Annotated in this window: 20 protein-coding genes; all 20 read right to left on the bottom strand. The window is 65.7% G+C overall.

Annotation, left to right across the window (positions count from 1 at the left end):
- Positions 1–108 precede the first annotated feature (108 nt).
- Entirely contained in the window at positions 109–741 is a 633-nt protein-coding gene (locus tag G4G00_RS17490; RefSeq protein WP_049460605.1) for a response regulator transcription factor, read from the bottom strand.
- 91 nt (positions 742–832) lie between these two features.
- Complete coding sequence (locus tag G4G00_RS17485) at positions 833–1,411, bottom strand: PilZ domain-containing protein (protein WP_164275360.1); 579 nt, start codon at positions 1,409–1,411, stop codon at positions 833–835.
- Entirely contained in the window at positions 1,408–1,701 is a 294-nt protein-coding gene (locus G4G00_RS17480) for a hypothetical protein (RefSeq protein ID WP_164275356.1), read from the bottom strand. The genes G4G00_RS17485 and G4G00_RS17480 overlap by 4 nt, the downstream gene beginning before the upstream one ends.
- Positions 1,698–2,114 carry a flagellar export chaperone FliS gene (gene fliS / locus G4G00_RS17475; RefSeq protein ID WP_164275353.1) on the bottom strand — a complete coding sequence of 139 codons (417 nt, stop codon included), beginning with the start codon at positions 2,112–2,114 and terminating at the stop codon, positions 1,698–1,700. Before fliS ends, G4G00_RS17480 begins: the two co-directional genes overlap by 4 nt.
- 129 nt (positions 2,115–2,243) lie before the next feature.
- The gene (fliD, locus tag G4G00_RS17470; RefSeq protein WP_164275350.1) at positions 2,244–3,659 is read right to left on the bottom strand and encodes a flagellar filament capping protein FliD; all 1,416 of its coding nucleotides are present in this window, start codon (positions 3,657–3,659) and stop codon (positions 2,244–2,246) included.
- 439 nt (positions 3,660–4,098) lie between these two features.
- The gene (locus tag G4G00_RS17465; RefSeq protein ID WP_164275348.1) at positions 4,099–5,346 is read right to left on the bottom strand and encodes a flagellin; all 1,248 of its coding nucleotides are present in this window, start codon (positions 5,344–5,346) and stop codon (positions 4,099–4,101) included.
- Positions 5,347–5,445: 99 nt separating this feature from the next.
- Positions 5,446–6,687 (bottom strand): flagellin, encoded by a 1,242-nt coding sequence (locus G4G00_RS17460; RefSeq protein ID WP_164275345.1) that lies wholly within the window; start codon positions 6,685–6,687, stop codon positions 5,446–5,448.
- A gap of 72 nt (positions 6,688–6,759) precedes the next feature.
- Positions 6,760–7,986, bottom strand: coding sequence for a flagellin (locus tag G4G00_RS17455; RefSeq protein WP_164275342.1), 1,227 nt, complete (start codon positions 7,984–7,986; stop codon positions 6,760–6,762).
- A gap of 406 nt (positions 7,987–8,392) precedes the next feature.
- On the bottom strand, positions 8,393–9,595 hold the full coding sequence (flgL, locus tag G4G00_RS17450; RefSeq protein ID WP_164275339.1) for a flagellar hook-associated protein FlgL: 1,203 nt from the start codon (positions 9,593–9,595) through the stop codon (positions 8,393–8,395).
- Entirely contained in the window at positions 9,595–11,472 is a 1,878-nt protein-coding gene (gene flgK, locus G4G00_RS17445; protein ID WP_108771608.1) for a flagellar hook-associated protein FlgK, read from the bottom strand. The genes flgL and flgK overlap by 1 nt, the downstream gene beginning before the upstream one ends.
- Before the next feature lie 8 nt (positions 11,473–11,480).
- Positions 11,481–12,677: a flagellar assembly peptidoglycan hydrolase FlgJ gene (gene flgJ, locus G4G00_RS17440; RefSeq protein WP_164275336.1), complete on the bottom strand. Its 1,197-nt coding sequence runs from the start codon at positions 12,675–12,677 to the stop codon at positions 11,481–11,483.
- A 1-nt stretch (position 12,678) separates the two neighbouring features.
- Positions 12,679–13,779 (bottom strand): flagellar basal body P-ring protein FlgI, encoded by a 1,101-nt coding sequence (locus G4G00_RS17435; protein WP_199911427.1) that lies wholly within the window; start codon positions 13,777–13,779, stop codon positions 12,679–12,681.
- A gap of 44 nt (positions 13,780–13,823) precedes the next feature.
- Positions 13,824–14,516 carry a flagellar basal body L-ring protein FlgH gene (flgH, locus tag G4G00_RS17430; protein ID WP_108753051.1) on the bottom strand — a complete coding sequence of 231 codons (693 nt, stop codon included), beginning with the start codon at positions 14,514–14,516 and terminating at the stop codon, positions 13,824–13,826.
- 22 nt (positions 14,517–14,538) lie between these two features.
- Complete coding sequence (gene flgG, locus G4G00_RS17425) at positions 14,539–15,324, bottom strand: flagellar basal-body rod protein FlgG (RefSeq protein ID WP_049461063.1); 786 nt, start codon at positions 15,322–15,324, stop codon at positions 14,539–14,541.
- A 103-nt stretch (positions 15,325–15,427) separates the two neighbouring features.
- Positions 15,428–16,177, bottom strand: a complete 750-nt coding sequence (locus tag G4G00_RS17420; RefSeq protein WP_049461065.1) for a flagellar basal body rod protein FlgF — start codon at positions 16,175–16,177, stop codon at positions 15,428–15,430.
- Between the two features lie 32 nt (positions 16,178–16,209).
- Positions 16,210–17,433, bottom strand: coding sequence for a flagellar hook protein FlgE (flgE, locus tag G4G00_RS17415; protein ID WP_108753052.1), 1,224 nt, complete (start codon positions 17,431–17,433; stop codon positions 16,210–16,212).
- Positions 17,434–17,465: 32 nt separating this feature from the next.
- Positions 17,466–18,149: a flagellar hook capping FlgD N-terminal domain-containing protein gene (locus G4G00_RS17410; RefSeq protein ID WP_108753053.1), complete on the bottom strand. Its 684-nt coding sequence runs from the start codon at positions 18,147–18,149 to the stop codon at positions 17,466–17,468.
- Positions 18,150–18,172: 23 nt separating this feature from the next.
- Positions 18,173–18,580 carry a flagellar basal body rod protein FlgC gene (gene flgC / locus G4G00_RS17405; protein WP_108749581.1) on the bottom strand — a complete coding sequence of 136 codons (408 nt, stop codon included), beginning with the start codon at positions 18,578–18,580 and terminating at the stop codon, positions 18,173–18,175.
- Positions 18,581–18,583: 3 nt separating this feature from the next.
- Positions 18,584–18,979 carry a flagellar basal body rod protein FlgB gene (gene flgB / locus G4G00_RS17400; protein ID WP_075075988.1) on the bottom strand — a complete coding sequence of 132 codons (396 nt, stop codon included), beginning with the start codon at positions 18,977–18,979 and terminating at the stop codon, positions 18,584–18,586.
- Positions 18,980–19,184: 205 nt separating this feature from the next.
- On the bottom strand, positions 19,185–20,129 hold the full coding sequence (locus tag G4G00_RS17395) for a chemotaxis protein (RefSeq protein ID WP_025879111.1): 945 nt from the start codon (positions 20,127–20,129) through the stop codon (positions 19,185–19,187).
- Between the last annotated feature and the right edge of the window lie 17 nt (positions 20,130–20,146).

The following is a 20,146-nucleotide window of genomic DNA, read 5'->3' as shown; positions in this document are numbered from 1 at the left end:
GTCAGGGTCCGTCGGGGTGACGGGAAGTCGTCGCCGATGCAGGGCCCGGGTCGGTAGGGTCGACCGTTGGTCGACCAACGCGCAAGGCGCGGGTTTTCCGGCGGACGATCATTCCAGCTCGTGCTGGTGGCGAGCGGCCAGCAGCAGCAGATCGTTGGCGCGGCGACACCCCAGCGATTCCATCATGCGCGCGCGATGGGTCTCCACCGTCTTCACGCTGATACCCAGGTCGGCGGCGATTTCCTTGTTGCTTTCGCCCTTGCCGATCTGCCGCAGGATCTCGCGCTGGCGCGGCGACAGCGCGGCAATGCCGGTGGGCTTTTCGCGGCCCAGCATGGGCGCCAGCATCTTGGCCGAGATCTGCGGGCTCAGGAACACCTGGCCGGCATGGGCGGCGCGCAGGGCCAGTTCCAGTTCCTGCGGCGCGGCATCCTTCACCACGAAACCCACGGCGCCGCGGTCCAATGCATCGCGCACATGGGCGGCATCGTCATGCATGGTCATCATCACCACCCGGGTGCCGGGTGCGCGCAGGCGGATGTCGCTCAGCGCTTCCAGGCCGGTGCGGCCGGGCAGGGAAAGGTCCATCAGCACCACGTCCGGTGCATGCTGCAGGGCCAGCTGCAGCGCCTGTTCGGCGTTGCTGGCTTCGGCCACCAGCTGCACGTCGGCAAACCCCTGCAACAGCCGCGCCAGGCCAGCGCGAACCAGGGTGTGATCGTCGACGATGAGAACTCGCACAGGCACGCAGCAGGTCCGTGAGGGGAGTCCACCTTAACTTAGCTGAACGGGCCCGCCAAGGCCCGTCGGCCACGCACTACGGTGACGGCGTTCAGCGCGTCCGGCGCGCTTCGGCAACCTGTCGACGGTGTAGACGGAAAAGGTGGCGTTCCATGGCCATTTCCAGGCCATCGCCCAGATGACTGAAGCGCAGCCACAGGAAGTGGCCGCCGCTGCCGTCGGCGGCCTCGGCCACCACCTCCACCGGCAGGTCGATATGGTCGGGCAGCCAATCGCTGGGCTGCAGCCGCACGACGCCGGCCTGGCCGGGGCTGGCGCCGCTGCGCGGGCCCAGTTGCAGGCGGATGCCACGGCGCGACCAGCGGACCGGGCGCAGGGGCAGGTCGTGCCCTTGCTGGCGTACCAGCCGGCCCAGCAGCACCATGGTCAGGTCCAGCTTGGCTTCCAGGCGCTGCAGCTGCAGGGTGGCTTCGCTGCGCTCCTCGTGCTCGTCCACCCTGCTGTCTTCCACCAGGGCCAGGCTGCGCAGCAAGGCTTCGGCATTGCCGGTACGGCCCAGCGCACTGCCGGCCTGGAACTCGGCAGGCAGGGCCAGTTCGCAGCTGAGCGTTTCGTCGAACAGCTCGCTTTCGGCCGGGTGGTGCAGCGAGGTGGTCGGCAGCAGGGTCATGCCAGCGATTCTGCCTGCAGGTATGCATGGGCTGCGCGAAGGGATCGCTGGCCATCCTGCAGTTGTACGGCCACTGCATCGCGGCGCTGGCGCAGAAGGCCCAGCAGGCTCTGCTGGCGTTCCAGCAGTGCCGACAGCGGGGCGTGGTCGGCACCGGTCAGCGGCTGGCTGAGCAGGGTGTGCAGGGTGCCATCGTGGCCGTCCAGCAGGCTGTCGGCCCGCTCGAAGGCATCTTCGTTCAATGCCTTTTCAAAGGCGTCCAGCTGCGCGTGCAGATCGCTCAGGCTCACGGCGCCACCGCCGCCGGACGGCGCTGTTCCTGCGGAATCGCGTTCCACGCCCCGTCGATCTCGCTCAACAGCTGCAGCGATTCATCAAGGGCGACCCGATCATTGTGCAGGTTCGCTTCGGTCAGCCGCTGCAGCACGTAGTCGTACAGGGACGACAGGTTGCCGGCGATCTCGCCGCCGGCTTCATGGTCGAGCGAACCATTCAGGTGGCCGACGATCGCACAGGCCTCGCCGATCGCCTTGCCCTTGCCGGCCTGGTCGCCCCGTTCAAGGCTGGCCATTGCACGACGCACGCGCTCCAGCGCGCCAGACAGCAGCAGTGCCACCAGCTTGTGCGGATCGGCATCGGCGACCGCACTGGTCACACCTACCTGGCGATACTGTTCGGCGTATTGACGGCTGGAACCGTACATTCGTGATTCTCCCTTGCGCTGTGTACCGCCGACGGATCGTCAGGATCCGTGCCGGCGGCACTGCGGTGATTGCTGATGCTTCTGTTATCGGTGCGAACGTGGCCAAACTTGAGCCATGTTCGCCTGCAATCAGCCGCTCAGCTGGGCCAACTGCTGCGACAGGGCGCTGCTGCTCTGCTGCAGCTTGCCCATCAGGGTGTCCAGCGCCAGGAACTGCTTCTTGTAGCGCTCTGCAACGCCTTCCATGCGGGTGTCCAGGTCGGCGCGGCGCTTGTCGATGTCGGTCAGCGTCTTGTTCAGGCTGTTGGTGCGCGACACGAAGGCGCCTTCCTTGCCGACCGTGGTGCTGACATAGCCGTCGACCATCGTGTAGAGCTTGCCGGCGCCGCCGGTGTCGCCGGTGATGGCCTGGCGGATCCGCTCCGGCTGGTTGGCCAGTGCGGCAGCGAACTTGGTGGTGTCCAGCACCAGGCTGCCGTCGGCATTGGGGTAGCCGCGCGTCTGCAGGCCCAGGGTCTTCGGGTCAAGGCCGTCGGCCGACAGGTCCTTCAGGATGCTGCTCATCTGCGCGCGCAGCTGGCTCATGGCGCCGCGCATCTGCGCATCGCCGGTCAGCGACGACGCCTCCTTGGTTTTCGTGTCGTAGGCGGTTTCGGTGTTGATGGCCGCCAGCGCCGCGTTGTACGCGGTCACGAACTCCTGCATGACCTTGGTGGCAGCAGCGGTGTCGGTGCTGATCGTGACCGTGCTTTCACCCTTCATCTTCAGGTTCAGGGTCAGACCGGGCACCGCGTCAGCCACCGTATTGCTGGCACTGACAACCTCCACGCCGTCGATGGTCAGCTTGGCGTCCTTCGCAGCAGTGTTCTCTTTCAGGCTGCCGACCAGCGAGGTCAGGCCCGGATCACTACCCGCGTATTCCAGCTTGATGGCGTTGGCCGCGCCGGTCTTTTCCTGGGCGATGGACAGGTACTGGTTGTCGCCCGAGCTGATCAGCGTGGTCTGCACGCCTTCCTTGCGGCCGGCGGCATCGATCTTGTTGCGGATCGTCGACAGGGTGTCACCGTCCTCGACCTCGACATTCATGGTCTTGGCCTTGTCGCCCACGCCAACCGTCAGCGTCAAGGTTCCGGCGGCGAAGGCCTGGGTCTTGGGTACCGAGGTATCGGCAATCAGCTTGTGCGCGGTCGCCAGTTCCAGCACGTTCACCTTGTGCGTGCCATTGGACGCAGCGGCCTTGGTCGTGCCCACGTCATACAGCGCCACAGACGCCGTCAGGATCTCGTCAGCGTTGTTGGTGCCGCCCTTGCTGGCGGTCACGGTGCGGGTGTCGAAGGCGGTGGAGGCCTTCAGGGCGGTCAGCGAGGTCTTCAGCTTGTCGAACGCGGCAGTGATGGTGCCCACCGACGACAGCTGCAGCTTAGCCTTGGACTGCTGCAGGTTCAGGGCATTGTCTGCCGGCTTGCGGTCGGCTGCCACCAACTGGCTGACCATGCCGGAAATATCCAGGCCCGAGCCAATGCCACCGTATCCAAAGTCTGCCACGTCGTTTCTCCTGGTAGCCGGACCACGCGCGGAGCGGTGGGCCGTTGTCAACGAAAATAGCGGCCTGTGCCGCCGGGTCTTGAGGACTTCGTTGATGCATGTCCTGTGCCACTGCCCACAAGGCGGTTCTGGCACGCCGGTTGCAGGAGGGTAGGAGCAGGGTGCGGGTGTGTTCACCGCGGGCTGCCGGGAGTCTGCAAAAAGCCCTCCCCCAAGGTAGGGGAGGGATCAGGCTACTGACAATCGGGGGGAGACGAAGCCACCCGGTACGTACAGTCAAGAGTACAGCGCTGAAAGAGAGGTCCGCAGGGGCGGGCGATGCCAAGCCGGTTCGGGGTGTTCCCGGGCCGGGCATGGCCGGCATCTGCGATGGCCTTGTCCTTCTGGTTGCCGCTACCGTCGGTGTGAACCGACGGTAGCGGCGCCTTCTTGCCGTGGATCAGCGCAGCAGGCTGAGCACGCCCTGCGGTACCTGGTTGGCCTGGGCCAGCATGGCCGTACCGGCCTGCTGCAGGATCTGGGTACGGGTCAGTTCGGCGGTTTCCTTGGCGAAATCGGTATCCTTGATGCGGCTACGCGATGCCGACAGGTTTTCGGTCGAGGTCTGCAGGTTGGCGACAACCGAGGTGAATCGATTCTGGATGGCGCCCAGGTCTGCACGGGTGCTGTTGATCGATTCCAGTGCCTTGTCGACCACATCCAGTGCCTGCTGTGCACCCGCGGCGGTGGTGATCGTCAGGTCCTTCAGCGTGGAGGCCTTTGCACCCGTAGCAATCGTGCCGCCGTCGGTGCTCGTTTCCGTCAACCCAGTATTGTCCCCATCGGCATCGACGGCAGTCGAGCCGGTGGGAACGGTGCCCTTCGCACCACCGAAGTCGACCACAAACTGCTGGCCTGCCTTCACCGAAGTCATGGAAATTGCACCGTCCTTGTCGACCTCGGCATAGACGCCAGTCTCACCAATCTTGGCATTGATAGCCGAGACGGTTGCGGACGTGATGGACTCGCCAGCCTTGACGCTGATGTCGCCAAGATCGACTGCCTTCGCATCACCAATCGCGACCCCCGGGCCTGCAACCTTGATCTGCAGCCCTTGAAGGGTGGTATCCACAGTCGGCTTGTCGTCGGTGCCAGTCAGTTCGGTGCCCGTGTAGCCCGCGGCGAAGGTCGCGGCGCCCAGCGAGTCCGCCTTGGCGTTTACGATCTTATCGATCGCGATGCCCTGGCCGGCATTGGCACCCACCTGGAACAGCTGGCTGGAGAACGAACCGTCCAGCAGCTTGGTGCCGTTGAAGTCCGACTGCTTGGCAACGCGGTCGATTTCCGAAACCAGCTGGGTCACTTCGGCCTGCAGGGCCTTGCGGTCACTGGCCGAGTTGGTGGCGTTGGCCGACTGCACCGACAGTTCGCGGATGCGCTGCAGGTTGTTGCCGATTTCCGACAGCGAACCTTCTGCGGTCTGGGCCAGCGAAATGCCGTCGTTGGCGTTGCGGATGGCAACGTCGATGCCGCGGATCTGGGTGCCGAAGCGCTCCGAGATCGCCAGGCCGGCGGCGTCGTCCTTGGCGCTGTTGATGCGCGAACCGGAGGACAGGCGCTGGATGGTGGTGGCCAGCGAGGAGCCGCTGGTGCTCAGGTTACGCTGAGCATTCAACGACATCGTGTTGGTGTTGATGACTTGTGCCATGGTGCTTTTCCTTTGGCGGAGGTGGAACGTGAATCAGACTCGGACTCCGGGCACCGGCTCAGCCGGCACCCGGAGGTGTATCAATGTGCGGACTGCCGATCAGCGAAGCAGGCTGAGCACGCCCTGCGGCACCTGGTTGGCCTGGGCCAGCATGGCCGTACCGGCCTGCTGCAGGATCTGGGTACGGGTCAGCTCGGCGGTTTCCTTGGCGAAATCGGTATCCTTGATGCGGCTACGCGATGCCGACAGGTTTTCCGTCGAGGTCTGCAGGTTGGCAACGACCGAGGTGAAACGGTTCTGGATGGCGCCCAGGTCCGCACGGCTGCTGTTGATCGACTCCAGCGCCTTGTCAACCACGTCCAGCGCCTGCTGTGCACCTGCTGCGGTGGTGATCGACAGGTCCTTCAGCGTGGTGGCGGTTGCTGCCGCAGCGATGACACCGCCGCCGGTGCCAGTCTGCGTCAGGCCGGTGTTGGCTGCAGTGGCGGCTACGCCGGTCGAACCGGTGGGCGCAGTGCCTGCAGTGCCGGCGAAGGCGACGGCGAACTGCTGGCCGGCCTTGACGGAGGTCAGCGAGATCTGACCGGTCGTCTTGTCAGCTTCGGCGTAAACGCCGGTTTCGCCGATCTTGGCATTGATGGCCGACACCGTGGCAGCGGTCACGGACTCGCCCGCCTTCACATTGAAGTCGCCGAGATCGATGGCCTTTGCGGTGCCGCCTGCAGGGGTAACCGAGATCTGCAGCGACTGGATGGTGGTGTCAACGGTCGGCTTGTCCGCGGCGGCTGCCAGTGCGGTGCCCTTGAACACGCCAGCAAAAGTGGCAGCGCCCAGCGAATCCGCCTTGGCGTTGACGATCTTATCGATCGCGATGCCCTGGCCAGCGTTGGCGCCGACCTGGAACAGCTGGCTGGAGAACGAACCGTCCAGCAGCTTGGTGCCGTTGAAGTCCGACTGCTTGGCAACGCGGTCGATTTCCGAAACCAGCTGGGTCACTTCGGCCTGCAGGGCCTTGCGGTCACTGGCCGAGTTGGTGGCGTTGGCCGACTGCACCGACAGTTCGCGGATGCGCTGCAGGTTGTTGCCGATTTCCGACAGCGAACCTTCTGCGGTCTGGGCCAGCGAAATGCCGTCGTTGGCGTTGCGGATGGCAACGTCGATGCCGCGGATCTGGGTGCCGAAGCGCTCCGAGATCGCCAGGCCGGCGGCGTCGTCCTTGGCGCTGTTGATGCGCGAACCGGAGGACAGGCGCTGGATGGTGGTGGCCAGCGAGGAGCCGCTGGTGCTCAGGTTACGCTGAGCATTCAACGACATCGTGTTGGTGTTGATGACTTGTGCCATGAGGAGAGGTCCTTGAGCGGTTGCACGTGAGTTGGGTTAGACGCCCCCGACGTGCTTCGGGGGCGGCTCATGTCAGCGCTGCAACAGGCTGAGCACGTTCTGGGGTACCTGGTTGGCCTGGGCCAGCATCGCGGTGCCGGCCTGCTGGAGGATCTGGGTGCGGGTCAGCTCTGCCGTTTCCTTGGCGAAGTCGGTGTCCTTGATGCGGCTGCGCGAGGCCGACAGGTTCTCTGTCGAGGTCTGCAGGTTGGCGACAACCGAGGTGAAGCGGTTCTGGATGGCGCCGAGGTCGGCGCGCACGCTGTTCACCGATTCCAAGGCCTTGTCGACAATCGACAGGGCCTGCTGGGCACCCTCGACCGTGCTTACGTTGAGGTCTTCGACGTGGCGGGCGGTTGCGCCGGTCAGCGTGCCACCGGTGCCGGCGGCAACCTGCTGCAGGCCGATGTTTGCGAACGTTGCATCCACAGCCGTTGCGCCGGTGGTCGGGGTGGCGCTGACCGACAAAGCAAAGGTCTGGCCTGCGGCGGCAGAGTGCAGGGAGATCTTGCCGGCCTCCAGCTTGGCCATGACCCCGGTTTCGCCGAGCTTGCTGTTCACCGCAGCGGCGGTTGCAGCAGTGATCGATTCGCCAGCCTTGACCGTGAAGTCTGCGACCTTGATCGTGGTGGCGGCGGCAGCGCCCGGCGGGGTGATGTCGATCTGCAGGCCGGAGAAGGTCGTATCCGCAGCAGCCTTGTCAGCTGCGATGGCCTGGGTGGTGTAGACGTTGGCGAAGGTGGCCGCGCCCAGCGTGTCGGCCTTGGCATCCACTACGCTGTTGATCGCGATTGCCTGGCCGGCATTGGCGCCCACCTGGAACAGCTGGCTGGTGAAGCTGCCGTCCAGCAGCTTGGTGCCGTTGAAGTCGCTCTGCTTGGCAACGCGGTCCACTTCCGAAACCAGCTGGGTCACTTCGGCCTGCAGGGCCTTGCGGTCGCTGGCCGAGTTGGTGGCGTTGGAGGCCTGCACGGCCAGTTCGCGGATGCGCTGCAGGTTGTTGCCGACTTCGCTCAGCGAACCTTCGGCGACCTGGGCCAGCGAGATGCCGTCGTTGGCGTTGCGGATGGCCACGTCCAGGCCGCGGATCTGGGTGCCGAAGCGCTCCGAGATCGCCAGGCCGGCGGCGTCGTCCTTCGCGCTGTTGATGCGCGAACCAGACGACAGGCGCTGGATGGTGGTGGCCAGCGAGTTGCCGCTGGTGCTCAGGTTGCGCTGAGCGTTGAGCGACATCGTATTGGTGTTGATTACCTGTGCCATGGGGTCGTCTCCTCTTATATGGAACCCGTTGGTGAATGAAACGAAGCGCCGCCTGTTTTTTTTGTTTGGCTGTGTGCTTCGCCGTTGCCAAATGAATATCGGCGCTTTGTCAACAACCTTTAGGCGGGAATTTCGTCGGGGCTGTAATTCGTCGCGTGGGGCTGCTTTTTCCGGGGATCTGCCTGCCCTGGGACAGGGCGGGGGAGGACCCCGGAAAGGGCGGTCGGGGTGGATTCGACCGGCGCCAGTAGAGGTATCGGCGCTGCATGACCAAGCTGAATGGAGATGTGCTTCGCCGGGCATGGCCCGGCGCTCCTGCGCTCCAGCAACACAAACGAAAAAGGCCGCGATGCTGGGCATCGCGGCCTTGAGGGGGTCAGCGGTGAAGGGGCCAGGCCCCGTCGGCTCAGCCGAGCTTGTTGAACAGCGACATCTGCTGCATCTGTGCGAACAGGGTCTGCGCGGCCTGCAGCGCAGTATTCTCGAGCTGGTACTGGCTCAGCGCGTCGGCGTAGTCCAGGTCGCGCATCTGCGACAGGGTGGTCTTCAGGGTCACGCCATTGGATTCACGCATGTCCGCGGCGTTGTCAAGCGCCTTCAGCTGTGCGCCGCCGGAGGCGCGGGCGTCGATCATCCGCTCGGCGGCCCGGGCGACATCCCGCAGGCTGCTCTGCAGCGCGTTCTGCTGTACGGCCAGGGTCTGCGGCGTTCCCGTGTCGGCTTCCAGCGCGCCGATCAGCGAATCCAGCGTGCCGAAGATGTCGCGACTGCTGGACGGGGTGACCGAGAAGCTGTCACCGGCGGCAGGTTTGCCATCGATGTGCAGGCGCACACCGTTGACCACCAGATCATCGCCGGACTTCATCGTGCCATTGCCCACCACCGTACCGCCCGCATCCAACACCTCGTAGGTGTCGGCAGCGGTGAAGCGCACGCTGAAGGCCTGCCCGTTCCAGTTGTCAGTGCCGTCACGGGTGATGTTGGTCAGCACGCCCGTACCGGTGTTGCCAGCGGCCGGGCCACCATCGACAAAGCCGTCGCCGGTGGGGATGCGCAGGAAGACCTCGCTGCCGGGCAGGGCATCACGCACGTAGGTGTCCGGTCCGACCTCCACCTGGCGCTGGGTCTGGTCGCCGCTGTAGACCACACTGCCACCCACCTGCGAGAACGGCGGGTTGCTGTCATTGGTACCACCGAACAGGTAGCGACCAGTGCCATCGCTCGAGTTGGCCAGTGACAGCAGGTTGTCCCGGATTGCCTTGATTTCGGTCACCATGGACTGCTTGTCGGCCGGGGCCAGCGCCGGATTATTGGCGTAGATGGTCAGCTCGTTGATACGGCCCATCATGTCGCCCACCTGGGCCAGGGTGTTTTCCTGCACGCCCAGCCGGTTCTGTACGTTGCCCGCGTTGAGTTTCATGCGTTCCAGCGCCGCCAGAGTGCGATCCAGCCCCACGGCGGCGCCGGCGTTCACCGGGTCGTCCTTGGCGGTGACGATCTTGCTGCCGGTGGCGATCTGCTGTTCCAGGTGGCTCAGCTTTGCCTGCTTGGACATCATCAGCGACACGGACTGGCTGAACATCATGCCGGTGGAAATGCGGTTGTTCATCAGCGCACCGCCTGCAGGATGGTCTGGAACATGTTATCGGCGGTGGAGATCAGCTGTGAGGCCGCCTGATAGGCCTGCTGCAGGCGGAGCATGTCAGCGGCCTCTTCGTCCAGGTTGACCCCGGAAATGGAATCGCGCGCCGACTGCGCCTGGTCGGTGATGACCTGCTGGGCACTGAGCGAGTATTCGGCCGAACGCGCGGCGGCGCCCACCTGGGTGGTCAGCCCGCCCAATGCACCGTTGAGGGTGACCGTGCCGCCGTTGAATGCCTTGGCATCTTCCACCTTGGACAGGGCGATGGCGTTGCTGTTGTCCGATGAGCCGGCAGGGGTGGGGGTGATGTTGAAGGTGTCGCCGGTCTTGGGCGCGCCATCCAGCACGAAGCTCCATCCATTGGCGCTTATCGTCTGGCCGGGGGTGTAGGTCTGCGGTGCGCCACCATCGATGGTGTAGGTGGTGGCCGAGGTGAACACGATGGCCGCCGGATTGCGCAGATTGGCATTGCTGGCGTCGGTGACGGTCACGCCGCTGAGCTTTCCGGTGCCTGTGTTGGCCAGCGCAGCCGCGCCCTTGATCGCGGCCGCCGCGGCAATGCGCGAGGCATCGGTGATTGCCACGCTCAGGCTGCCGGCGACACCTGCGGTGGGCTGCAGCAGGAAGCGATCGTTGGTGGCCGGGGTTCCACCCACCACCAGCTCCACGCCGCTGATCACCAGCGGATCGGCAGCGGTGCCGGTGCCGGTCATGGGAATGGTGGCGCCAGTATCGGCGCGGCTGGCCTGCCACTGGGTACCGTCGTACTTCAGCACGATGTTCTGGGCGTCCAGCTTGGACAGGTCACCGTAGCTGGCGCTGATGCTCGCGGTGCCGGTGTTGGCGGTGTTGCCGGTGACGCGGGGGGCGCCCAGATTGAAGAAGTCACCGCCCATCTGGCCATACAGATCCACGCCGTTGCGGTGGCTGCTGTTGAAGGTCTCGGCCAGGCCGACAGCCATCTTGCCCAGTTCGGCCTGGGCCGGGGTCAGTACGGTGTCGCGGAACTCCATCAGGCCGCCGATCTGGCCACCTACGGCCTTCGGGTCCAGGGTGATCGTGCCACTCTGGGTCTGCAGGGCAAGCTGCAGCCGCTCGGGTTGGTAGGGATCAGCGACGGTGGTCACCTTCGATGCCGTCGTGCCCACCACCAGGGCGTTGCCGCCGGCGGTATAGACGTTCATGAAGCCACCGTCCTGGATGACGGCAGTGCCACCGGTGTAGCCCACCAGCTGCGCGACCAGCTGGTCGCGGCGGTCCAGCAGGTCCGGCGAGGCGCCGGCGATGTTGGTGCCGATGGCGCCGTTGATCTGCGCGATCTCCGATGCCAGGCGGTTGACCTCGGTGGCGCCACCGATCAGGCCATTGTTGACCTCGCCATTGAGATTGTTGAGATGGGTGTTGAGCTGCTGGAAGCGATTGGCCAGCGCGTTGGCGCTGTCGAGCATGTTCTGCCGGTCGGCGGTGCCGGCGGCGTTGGACGACAGGCCGCTGACGGTGTCGAAGAAGTTCGACCACATGCCCGACACGTTGGTGGCGGTGTCCGAGAACAGCGCATCAACGCGGTCGGCCATGGTGGAAAGCTGCTGCAGCCGCGCCAGCTCGCCGCTGCTGTCGAGCAGGCGCGAGATCGCCAGCTGGTCGGCGGCGCGTCGGATATCGACGATGCGGGTACCGTTGCCAACCTCGCCATACCCGAAGTTCTGCGGGGTGGCGGTGGCAAAGTCGACCTTCTGCCGGCTGTAGCCGGGCGTGTTGATGTTGGCGACGTTGTGGCTGGTCGTCGCCAGGGCACGCTGGAAGGCGAGCAGGGCGTTGGTACCGGTGGAAAGGACGCTGGACATGGGGTTCCTCAACGGCGGGTGATACCCAGCGCCGCGGTTGCGGTGCTGGCGAAGGTCTGGCCAAGGCGGGCGCCGGCATCGGTCACCGCGGCAACCGCGCGTTCGATGGTCGGGCCACCGGCAATGGCGGCGATCTTGGCGGCGTAGCTCGGGTCCGTTGCATAGCCGGCACGCTGCAGGCCACGGGCGAAGCCCTGTACATCGGTGCCGGCCTGCAGGGCCTGCTGGTAGCGCGGGCTGGTCTTCAGCAGGCGCACGTAATCGGCGAAGCTTTCGGCCGGCGAGCTGTAGGCGCGGAAGCTGGCGGTTTCGTTACGGCGCACGCCATCCACGTATTCGTGGGTGCCTGCCACCGCGCTCTGGCCTTTCCAGCCCGTGGCCTTGATGCCGAACAGGTTGTGCGAGGTGCTGCCGTCGGCATGCTTGATCTGGCGCTTGCCCCAGCCGGTTTCCAGCGCGGCCTGGGCGACCAGGGCGCGGGCATCCACGCCCAGTTCCTTGGCCGCGTTCTGCGCGTGCGGCCAGATGCTGGCCACGAAGCCTTCCGGCGTGTGCGCGCCCAGCTGGGCCACGGCGGTGCGGCTGGCCAGCGCGTCGGCGGCGGTGCCGGTGCTGCCACGGTTGCTGGCCGTGGGCGCCCACTGGTCGCTGGCGGCGGCCCAATCGGCGCCGCCGATATTGCTGGCGTACGGATCCTCGGTGCCCAGCGCACGGTGCGCGCTGCTGCTTTCGCGGCCGGCAATCAGGTCCAGCGCCTGTTCCATCGGTGCCACCGACGATTGCGCGCCGTCCTGCACGCCGGCGGACATCTGCTGCAGGATGCGCAGTGCGTTGCTGGCGTCCTCCAGCGGCAGCGACGGCGCCTGCGCCGGTGCGTTCAACTGGTAAGCACGGCTGGCCTTGGCCGGGTCCACGCGGGTGTCCAGCGCCGGGGCATCGCCCTGGTTGCCAGACAACTGGCGCGCGATGGATTCGTGCAGGCCCAGGCCCTTGCCGCGGGTCAGGGTCTCGGCAATCTTCTGGTCGTACATGTCCCGGAAGACCTTGTTTTCACCCGGGAACAGCGAATCGCCGAAGCTGGCATCGCGCATGCTCTTCACCAGCATCTGCACGAACTGGCCTTCCAGCTGGCGTGCGACCTTGTCGATCTTGGCCGGATCGTTCTGCTGCGTCGGGTGCAGCTCAAGGGCGGGGGTGATGCGCATGTCAGATCACCTCAAGCTCGGCGCTCAGCGCACCGGCCTGCTTCAGGGCTTCCAGGATCGCGATCAGGTCGCCCGGCGCGGCACCCACCGCGTTCACCGCGTGCACGATCTCGTCCAAGCTGGTGCCGCCGCTGAACTTGAACATGCGGCTGCCATCGTTGGTGGCGGTAATGGTCGATTGCGGGGTTACCACGGTCTGGCCACCGGCCAGCGCGTTGGGCTGGCTGACGTTGGCGTTTTCCTGGATGGTGACGGTGAGCGAGCCGTGCGAGATCGCCGCCGGGCCCACGCGCACCTGCTGGCCGATCACCACGGTGCCGGTGCGCGAATTGACCACCACCTTGGCCGGGGCGCTGCCCGGGGTCAGTTCCAGGTTTTCAATGCGGGCCAGCAGACCAATGCGTGCACCGGGATCCGTCGGCGCGCGCACGGCCACGGTCACGCCGTCCACCGCACGTGCGGCACCTTCACCGAAGGCATTGTTCAGCGCGCCAACCATGCGCGAGACGGTGGTGAAATCGTTGTTGTGCAGGTTCAGGGTGATCTCGCCGTTGGCGCCGAACACATCGGGCAGCGCACGTTCAACGGTGGCACCGCCGGGAATGCGGCCCACGCTGGGCACGTTCACCGACACGCGCGAACCATCCTTGCCCTGCGCACCGAAGCCGCCCACGATCAGGTTGCCCTGGGCAATGGCATAGATTTGGCCGTCCGCACCGCGCAGCGGCGCCATCAGCAACGAGCCGCCGCGCAGCGATACGGCGTTGCCGATGGAAGACACGGTGATGTCGATCGGCTGGCCCGGTTTGGCGAACGGCGGCAGTTCGGCGTGGATCGCCACGGCGGCGACGTTCTTCAACTGCGGGTTGACGTTGGCCGGCACGTTCACGCCCAGCTCGCCCAGCAGGTTCTTCAGGCTCTGCACGGTGAACGGCGCCTGGCTGGTGCGGTCACCGCTGCCATCCAGACCCACCACCAGGCCGTAGCCAACCAGCGCGTTGCCGCGCACGCCGCCCACCTGGGCCAGGTCCTTGATGCGCTCGGCACTGGCGGGGGCCGCCACGGCCAGCAGCAGGAAGAATGCTCCGTAGAGCGACGCCATGCGTCGCTGCCACGTGGAAGAGAAGAGAGAGTTCATGACAGTACTCAGAACGGCGCCAGCGCCGAATTGAAGAAGCGGCTCAGCCAGCCCATGGCGTTGGACTGCGCCACGGCACCACGGCCGCCATAGACGATGCGGGCCTCGGCCACGCGGCTGGACGGCACGGTGTTGTCCTGGTTGATGTCACCGGGGCGCACGATGCCCTGCACCTGCACCAGTTCGTCGCCCTGGTTCAGGCGCAGGTTCTTCTGCCCCTGTACTACCAGGTTGCCGTTGGGCAGGCGCTGCACCACGGTGACCGTCACGCTGCCCTGCAGGCGGTTGCTCTGCGCGCTGTTGCCCTTGCCGGTGAACTCGCGTTCGCCATTGGCGCTGGCGCTCAGAATGTCCTTGCCGCCCAGGGTGACCGGTGCGCCGAACAGCGAAGGTGAGCCGATGGTCAGGCCCGATTCCTTGCTGGTGGCGGTGTTGGCACTGGTCTGCGCGGTGGTGTTTTCCAGCAGGGTGATGGTCAGCAGATCACCCACATCGCGGGCGCGGCGGTCGGCATACAGGTTCAGCGTCGGGCCGGCGGCATAGATGGCGCCGGCGGTGGGCGCGGCCTGCATCGGCACGATCGGCTGCACCGGGGCCATGGCCGGGTAGGGGCGCACGTCGCCGGCAATCACGCAGCCGCCCAGCAGGGCAGTAACGGCGCAGCACAGCGCGGTGCGGGCGAGGGTAGTGATGGACGACATGGCGGTATCCCGATGGTCTCGATCAGACGTTCTGGTTCAGATAGCCCAGCATGGCGTCGGTGGTGGAAATGGCCTTGGCGTTCATTTCGTAGGCGCGCTGGGTTTCGATCATCGACACCAGCTCTTCCACCACGTTCACGTTGCTGCCTTCCAGCGCACCCTGCACCACGGTGCCCAGACCGTTCAGGCCGGGGTTGCCGTTCTGCGCCGGGCCCGAGGCGGTGGTTTCCAGGAACAGGTTTTCACCACGGGCCTGCAGGCCGGCCGGGTTCACGAAATCGGTCAGGGTCAGCGCGCCCACTTCCACCGATGCGGCGTCGTCGGCCATCTTCACGCTGATGGTGCCGTCGCTGCCGATGGTGACCGACTGCGCACCTTCGGGAATCTGGATGCCCGGCTGCACCGGGTAGCCGGTATTGGTCACCAGCTCGCTGTCCTGGTTGATCTTGAACGAGCCATCGCGGGTGTAGGCCGAACTGCCATCGGGCAGCTGCACTTCGAAAAAGCCACGGCCGTTGACCATCACGTCCAGTGCGCGGCCGGTCTGCTGCTGGCTGCCCTGTTCGAAGTTCTTCGAGGTGGCCACCACGCGCACGCCGGTACCCAGCTGCAGGCCGGTCGGCAGCTGCGTCTGTGCCGAACTGGCGCCGCCGGGCTGGCGCACCTGCTGGTACAGCAGGTCTTCGAAGCTGGCGCGGTCCTGCTTGAAACCGGTGGTGTTGGTATTGGCGAGGTTGTTGGAAACCACCGACATGCGCGTCTGCTGCGCGTCCAGTCCGGTTTTTGCGATCCACAATGCCTGGTTCATCTTCGGAATCCTGTCTGGCTGAAGCGGGCCGCGCGGTGCGGCCGTTGGTGAAGGCTGTGCAAGCGGTGTGCCAACGCCGGCCCGTGCCGGCGCCGGAATTCCGTCAGCCGCCCAGGCGCAGCAGGCTGTTGGCGCTGCGCGCGTTCTCGTCGCCGTGCTTGATTACCTGCACCTGCATTTCGTACTGCCGCTGCAGCTGGATCATCTGCACCAGCGCGCCGGCGGCGTCCACGTTGCTGCCTTCCAGCTGGCCGCTGTGCACGGTGGCACCCTGCGCCTGGGCGAAGGGCTGCTGCGGGTCGGTGTTGCGGAACAGGCCGTCCAGGCCGCGTTCCAGGCGCTCGTCCGGCGCCTGCACGATCTTGATGCGGCCGATCATCGCCATGGTCTGCGGGCCTTCGCCCTGCGGAATGATCGAGATCGTGCCGTCGTTGCCCACTTCCATTGCCTGGTAGGGCGGAATGGCGATGGGGTTGTTGTTGTCATCCAGCACCGCACGGCCGCTGGACGTCACCAGCTGGCCATTGGGGGTGACCGACAGCGCGGCCCCCCGGGTGTAGGCTTCGCTGCCATCGGTGGCCTGCACGGCCAGCCAGGTGCCGGTCTGCAACGACAGGTCCAGCGGCTTGCCGGTGATGTGCTGCGCGCCGGCGCTGCGGTTGAAACCGGCGTCGACGTGCAGCGCATCCACCCGCGAGGCGTAGCCCTGCCCACGGATCGGGAAGGCTTCGGTGTTGGCCAGCGCTTCCTTGAAGCCGGGGGTGTCCGAGTTGGCGAGGTTGTGGCTGAGCGTACCCTGCGCCTGCAGGGAGGCGCGGGCACCGGTCATCGCCACGTAAAGGGCTTTATCCATGCGGGAAGTTCCGTGACAGGGTCAGCAGCTCATCAACGGATGTTGATGACGGTCTGGGTGATCTGGTCCTGCGTGGTGATCATCTGCGCGTTGGCCTGGAAGTTGCGCTGCGCCACGATCATGTTCACCAGCTGCTCGGTCAGGTCCACGGTGGACGATTCCAGCGCGCCGGCCTGGATCTTGCCCATGTTCGAGGTGTCCGGAGGGCTGGTGCGCGGGGTGCCCGAATCAAAGGTCTCCACCCACAGGTTGTTGCCCTTCTGCTCCAGGCCCTGGGTATTGTTGAAGGTGGTCAGTGCCACCTGGCCCAGTGCCTTGTCATCGCCATTGGAATAGCGGGCGAACACCACGCCGGTTTCCGACACGGTGACCTCGTTGAGCTTGCCGGCCGCGTAGCCATCCTGCTGGGTGTTGCGCAGGGCGAACTTCTCGCCGTACTGGGTCGAACCGGACACGTCCAGCGTCATGTTCAGCGCGCCAGCGCCGGTCGGCGGGGTGAAGGTGCCCAGGCTGATCTGGCCATTGGCGGGCACCGTCAGCTTGCCGGCATTGTCGAAGGTCAGGTCGGTCGGCGTCCCTGCGGCTACGCCATCGACGTAGTTGTGCACGCGCCACTGGTTCACACCGGCCAGCTTTTCGAAGTAGGACACCTGGGTGTGGCTGACGCCCAGCGAGTCATACACGGTAATGCCGCCGCTGGAGTGGTTGTAGCTGTTGGAGTCGGTGGGGTCGAACGGGTTCACCGTCGGCACTTTGGCGTTGGCCGGCAGGGTGAAGCCCACCTTTACTTCGCTGGTCTGCTTGGGCGGGCTGTCGGTGGTCAGCAACTGCAGATCCACCAGGCGGCCGGCATCGAAGTTGGTGCCATCGGCGTTCGGCGCGAACACCTGCAGGCGGGCGCCCTGCGGGTTCACCACGTAGCCGGCCGGATCGGTCTGGAAATTGCCGGCGCGCGAATAGACCCGCGCACCGTTCATGTTCATGGTGAAGAAGCCTTCGCCGGAAATCGCCATGTCCAGGCCACGGCCGGTCTGTTCATTGTTGCCCTGGATAAACTGCTGGGCGACGTTGGAGACGCGCACGCCCGAACCCACCTGGTTCTTGGCCAGGCCATAGCTGGTGGCCGAGAACAGATCGGCGAACTCGGCGCGCGATTCCTTGAAGCCGGTGGTGTTGGCGTTGGCGACGTTGTTGGCGGTGACGCTCAGGTCGGAGTTGGCGGCATTGATGCCGGACAGCGAGATGTTGAAGCCCATGGGATGCTCCTGGTAGATGCGGGGTGTGCGGCTCAGCTGACGCGGAGCACGTAGTCGATCGGGGCCGTGCCCAGGCCCTTCAGGTTCAGATACAGGCCGTCAGAGCCGACGGTCACGCTTTCAACCGGCGCCTGCACATAGGTGGACAGCTTGGTGCTGGTGCCGGCGGTGTCGACGTGGTTGGCGACGATGGAATACTTGCCCGGCGCCATGCGGTTGCCGTTGGCATCCTTGCCGTCCCACTGGAATGCGACTTCACCGGCGGCCTTGGCTTCCACGCTGATCGAGGTCACCTTGGCGCCGTTGGCGTCGGTCACGTCGACGGTCACGATGCCAGCGGCAGGTGCAGCGACGGTGCCGCTCACATCACCTTCCTCTTCCAGCACCAGCTTCTCGGAAGGCACCAGCACTTCGTGGCCAACCAGCGCGGCGCCTCGCAGCACCTGGTCGCTGGCCATGGACGCCTGGAAGCCCTGCACCGTGGTGTTCAGATCGGTGATGCCCTGCACAGTTGACATCTGCGCCATCTGCGCGACCATCTGCGTGTTGTCCATCGGCTTCAGCGGGTCCTGGTGCTGCAGCTGTTCGGTCATCAGGCGCAGGAAATCGGCCTGGTCCAGGGTGTTCTTTTTCTTGGTGTTGGTGCTGTTGGGGGCGTTCAGGCCAAGGGCGGCGTAGACGTCCTGGTTGGTCTGATTGTTGACGGCGGTGCTCATGGCGGTATCCGGTACAGCGGGCCTCAGCGGCCCATGGTCAGGGTGGCCAGGGCCAGTTCCTTGGCGGTGGTCAGCATTTCCACGCCGGCCTGGTAATTGCGCGAGGTCGAGATCAGGTTGACCATCTGCGCCACCGGGTCCACGTCGGGCTGGTAGATGTAGCCTTCGGCGTCGGCCAGCGGGTGGCCCGGCTCGTAGCGCTTGATCGGCGCTGCTTCGCTCTGGCTGATTTCCTTCACCTTCACCGAGGTGACATTCGGATCGGTCTTGCTGGTGACGGCCTGGAAGATCGGCTCCAGCGGCTTGTACACCGCGTCGGCCGAGCCGGCGATGCTGTCAGCGTTGGACAGGTTGGAGGCGATGGTGCTCATGCGCACCGACTGCGCCTGCAGCGCGGAACCGGCGATATCGAAGATCGGCAGATTGCTCATGGCTTATTGCCCCGTGATCGCGGTCAGCATGGAACGCACCTTGCTTTCGACGAAGCTGAGCGAGGCGCGGTATTCCAGGGCGGCACGGCCATAGGCGGCGCGCTCTGCATCGGGGTCGACGGTGTTGCCGTCCAGGCTGGGCTGCACGCCTTCGCGGGCCACCTGGAACGGGTTCAGGCCACTACTGATTTCGTAGTGCTGCTCGTTGGTGGTGGTCATCAGACCGTTGGCATCCAGGCCCTGGGCGTGGCGCAGGGCGGCATCGAAGTCCAGGTCTTGGGCCTTGTAGCCGGGGGTGTCGGCGTTGCCAAGGTTGCTGGCGATCAGCTTCATGCGCTGTTCGCGCAACGGCATGGCCTGGGCGTGGACGCCCAGGTAATCGGTAATCAGGTTGCGCACGATGCACTCCCACAGGAACGTTGCCCGGGAAGCTGCAAGCGGTGTGCCAAAAGCGTGAAGGGGTCGGAGCCCCTGCGGGAATCCGACCCCAACAGGGCAGGGGAAGCGTGAAGGGGTCAGATCCCCGCAGGGGCTCTGACCCCATCGGGGCTGGCGGAGGGCGCGGGGTCAGAGCCCCTGCGGGGATCCGACCCTGTGGGCGGCCTTACGCCGCCATGGCCACCTTGCGCAGGCGGTCCAGCACGAAGTCCGCCAGTTCGTGCGGCGAATACTTGGCCACGAAGGCATTGGCGCCCACGCGTTCGACCATCGCATTGTTGAATACGCCCGACAGGGAGGTGTGCAGCAGCACATACAGCCCGGACAGGCCGGCGTGGCGCCGGATTTCTGTCGTCAGCGTATAGCCGTCCATGGCCGGCATTTCGATATCGGAAATGACCATGGCGTAGCGTTCGGCCGGGTTTTCGCCCGAGGCGTGGATCTGCAGCAGATGGTCCAGCGCCTGCTTGCCGTCGGACAGCAGGGTGGCGCCCACGCCCAACTGGTCCAGCACGCTGCGGATCTGCTGGCGAGCCACCCGCGAATCGTCCACCACCAGCACCTGCAGCTGCGGCGCGTCGGCAGGCATGGCCATGGCCGGGTCCAGCACGGCTTCGCCGCGCACCTGGGCAATGTCGGCCAGCACGCTTTCCACGTCGATCACCTGGATCAGCTCGCCCTGGAAGCGGGTGACGGCGGTCAGGTAGCTCGATTCGGCGCCCAGCTCCGGCGGCGGGTGGATGTCCTCCACCGCGATGTTCACGATGCGTTCCACCCCGCTGACCAGGAAGCCCTGGATCGATCGGTTGAACTCGGTCACCACCAGGTAGCCCGGCGCGGTGTCCGCATCCGGTTCACGCTCGGGGTGGCCGATGGCCAGGCCCAGATCCAGTACCGGCACCGAGCGGCCGCGCACGTCGGCCACGCCGGCGAACTGGCCGGGCAAGCCAGGCACCTGGAACAGCTCGGGCCGGCGCAGCACTTCCTGCACCTTGAAGACATTGACGCCAAAAAGCTGACGTCCGCCGAGACGGAACAGCAGCAGCGCCAGGCGATTGTGGCCGGCCAGTCGGGTCCGCTGGTCGATCCGGTTGAGCAGGTCATGGGACATGGCTGCTGTATCGGCGT

This window comes from Stenotrophomonas sp. B1-1 (assembly GCF_010894375.1).
Lineage (GTDB): Bacteria > Pseudomonadota > Gammaproteobacteria > Xanthomonadales > Xanthomonadaceae > Stenotrophomonas.
This window is presented reverse-complemented; position numbering and strand designations above follow the sequence as displayed.

Bases quoted from the DNA above. Each gene is read 5' to 3' on its own strand.
- G4G00_RS17485 (WP_164275360.1), bottom strand. From the start codon at position 1,411: ATGACCCTGCTGCCGACCACCTCGCTGCACCACCCGGCCGAAAGCGAG.
- fliS (WP_164275353.1), bottom strand. From the start codon at position 2,114: ATGTACGGTTCCAGCCGTCAATACGCCGAACAGTATCGCCAGGTAGGT.
- G4G00_RS17465 (WP_164275348.1), bottom strand. From the start codon at position 5,346: ATGGCACAAGTCATCAACACCAACACGATGTCGTTGAATGCTCAGCGT.
- G4G00_RS17460 (WP_164275345.1), bottom strand. From the start codon at position 6,687: ATGGCACAAGTCATCAACACCAACACGATGTCGTTGAATGCTCAGCGT.
- G4G00_RS17455 (WP_164275342.1), bottom strand. From the start codon at position 7,986: ATGGCACAGGTAATCAACACCAATACGATGTCGCTCAACGCTCAGCGC.
- flgL (WP_164275339.1), bottom strand. From the start codon at position 9,595: ATGAACAACCGCATTTCCACCGGCATGATGTTCAGCCAGTCCGTGTCG.
- flgK (WP_108771608.1), bottom strand. From the start codon at position 11,472: ATGTCCAGCGTCCTTTCCACCGGTACCAACGCCCTGCTCGCCTTCCAG.
- flgJ (WP_164275336.1), bottom strand. From the start codon at position 12,677: ATGCGCATCACCCCCGCCCTTGAGCTGCACCCGACGCAGCAGAACGAT.
- G4G00_RS17435 (WP_199911427.1), bottom strand. From the start codon at position 13,779: ATGGCGTCGCTCTACGGAGCATTCTTCCTGCTGCTGGCCGTGGCGGCC.
- flgH (WP_108753051.1), bottom strand. From the start codon at position 14,516: ATGTCGTCCATCACTACCCTCGCCCGCACCGCGCTGTGCTGCGCCGTT.
- flgG (WP_049461063.1), bottom strand. From the start codon at position 15,324: ATGAACCAGGCATTGTGGATCGCAAAAACCGGACTGGACGCGCAGCAG.
- G4G00_RS17420 (WP_049461065.1), bottom strand. From the start codon at position 16,177: ATGGATAAAGCCCTTTACGTGGCGATGACCGGTGCCCGCGCCTCCCTG.
- flgE (WP_108753052.1), bottom strand. From the start codon at position 17,433: ATGGGCTTCAACATCTCGCTGTCCGGCATCAATGCCGCCAACTCCGAC.
- G4G00_RS17410 (WP_108753053.1), bottom strand. From the start codon at position 18,149: ATGAGCACCGCCGTCAACAATCAGACCAACCAGGACGTCTACGCCGCC.
- flgC (WP_108749581.1), bottom strand. From the start codon at position 18,580: ATGAGCAATCTGCCGATCTTCGATATCGCCGGTTCCGCGCTGCAGGCG.
- G4G00_RS17395 (WP_025879111.1), bottom strand. From the start codon at position 20,129: ATGTCCCATGACCTGCTCAACCGGATCGACCAGCGGACCCGACTGGCC.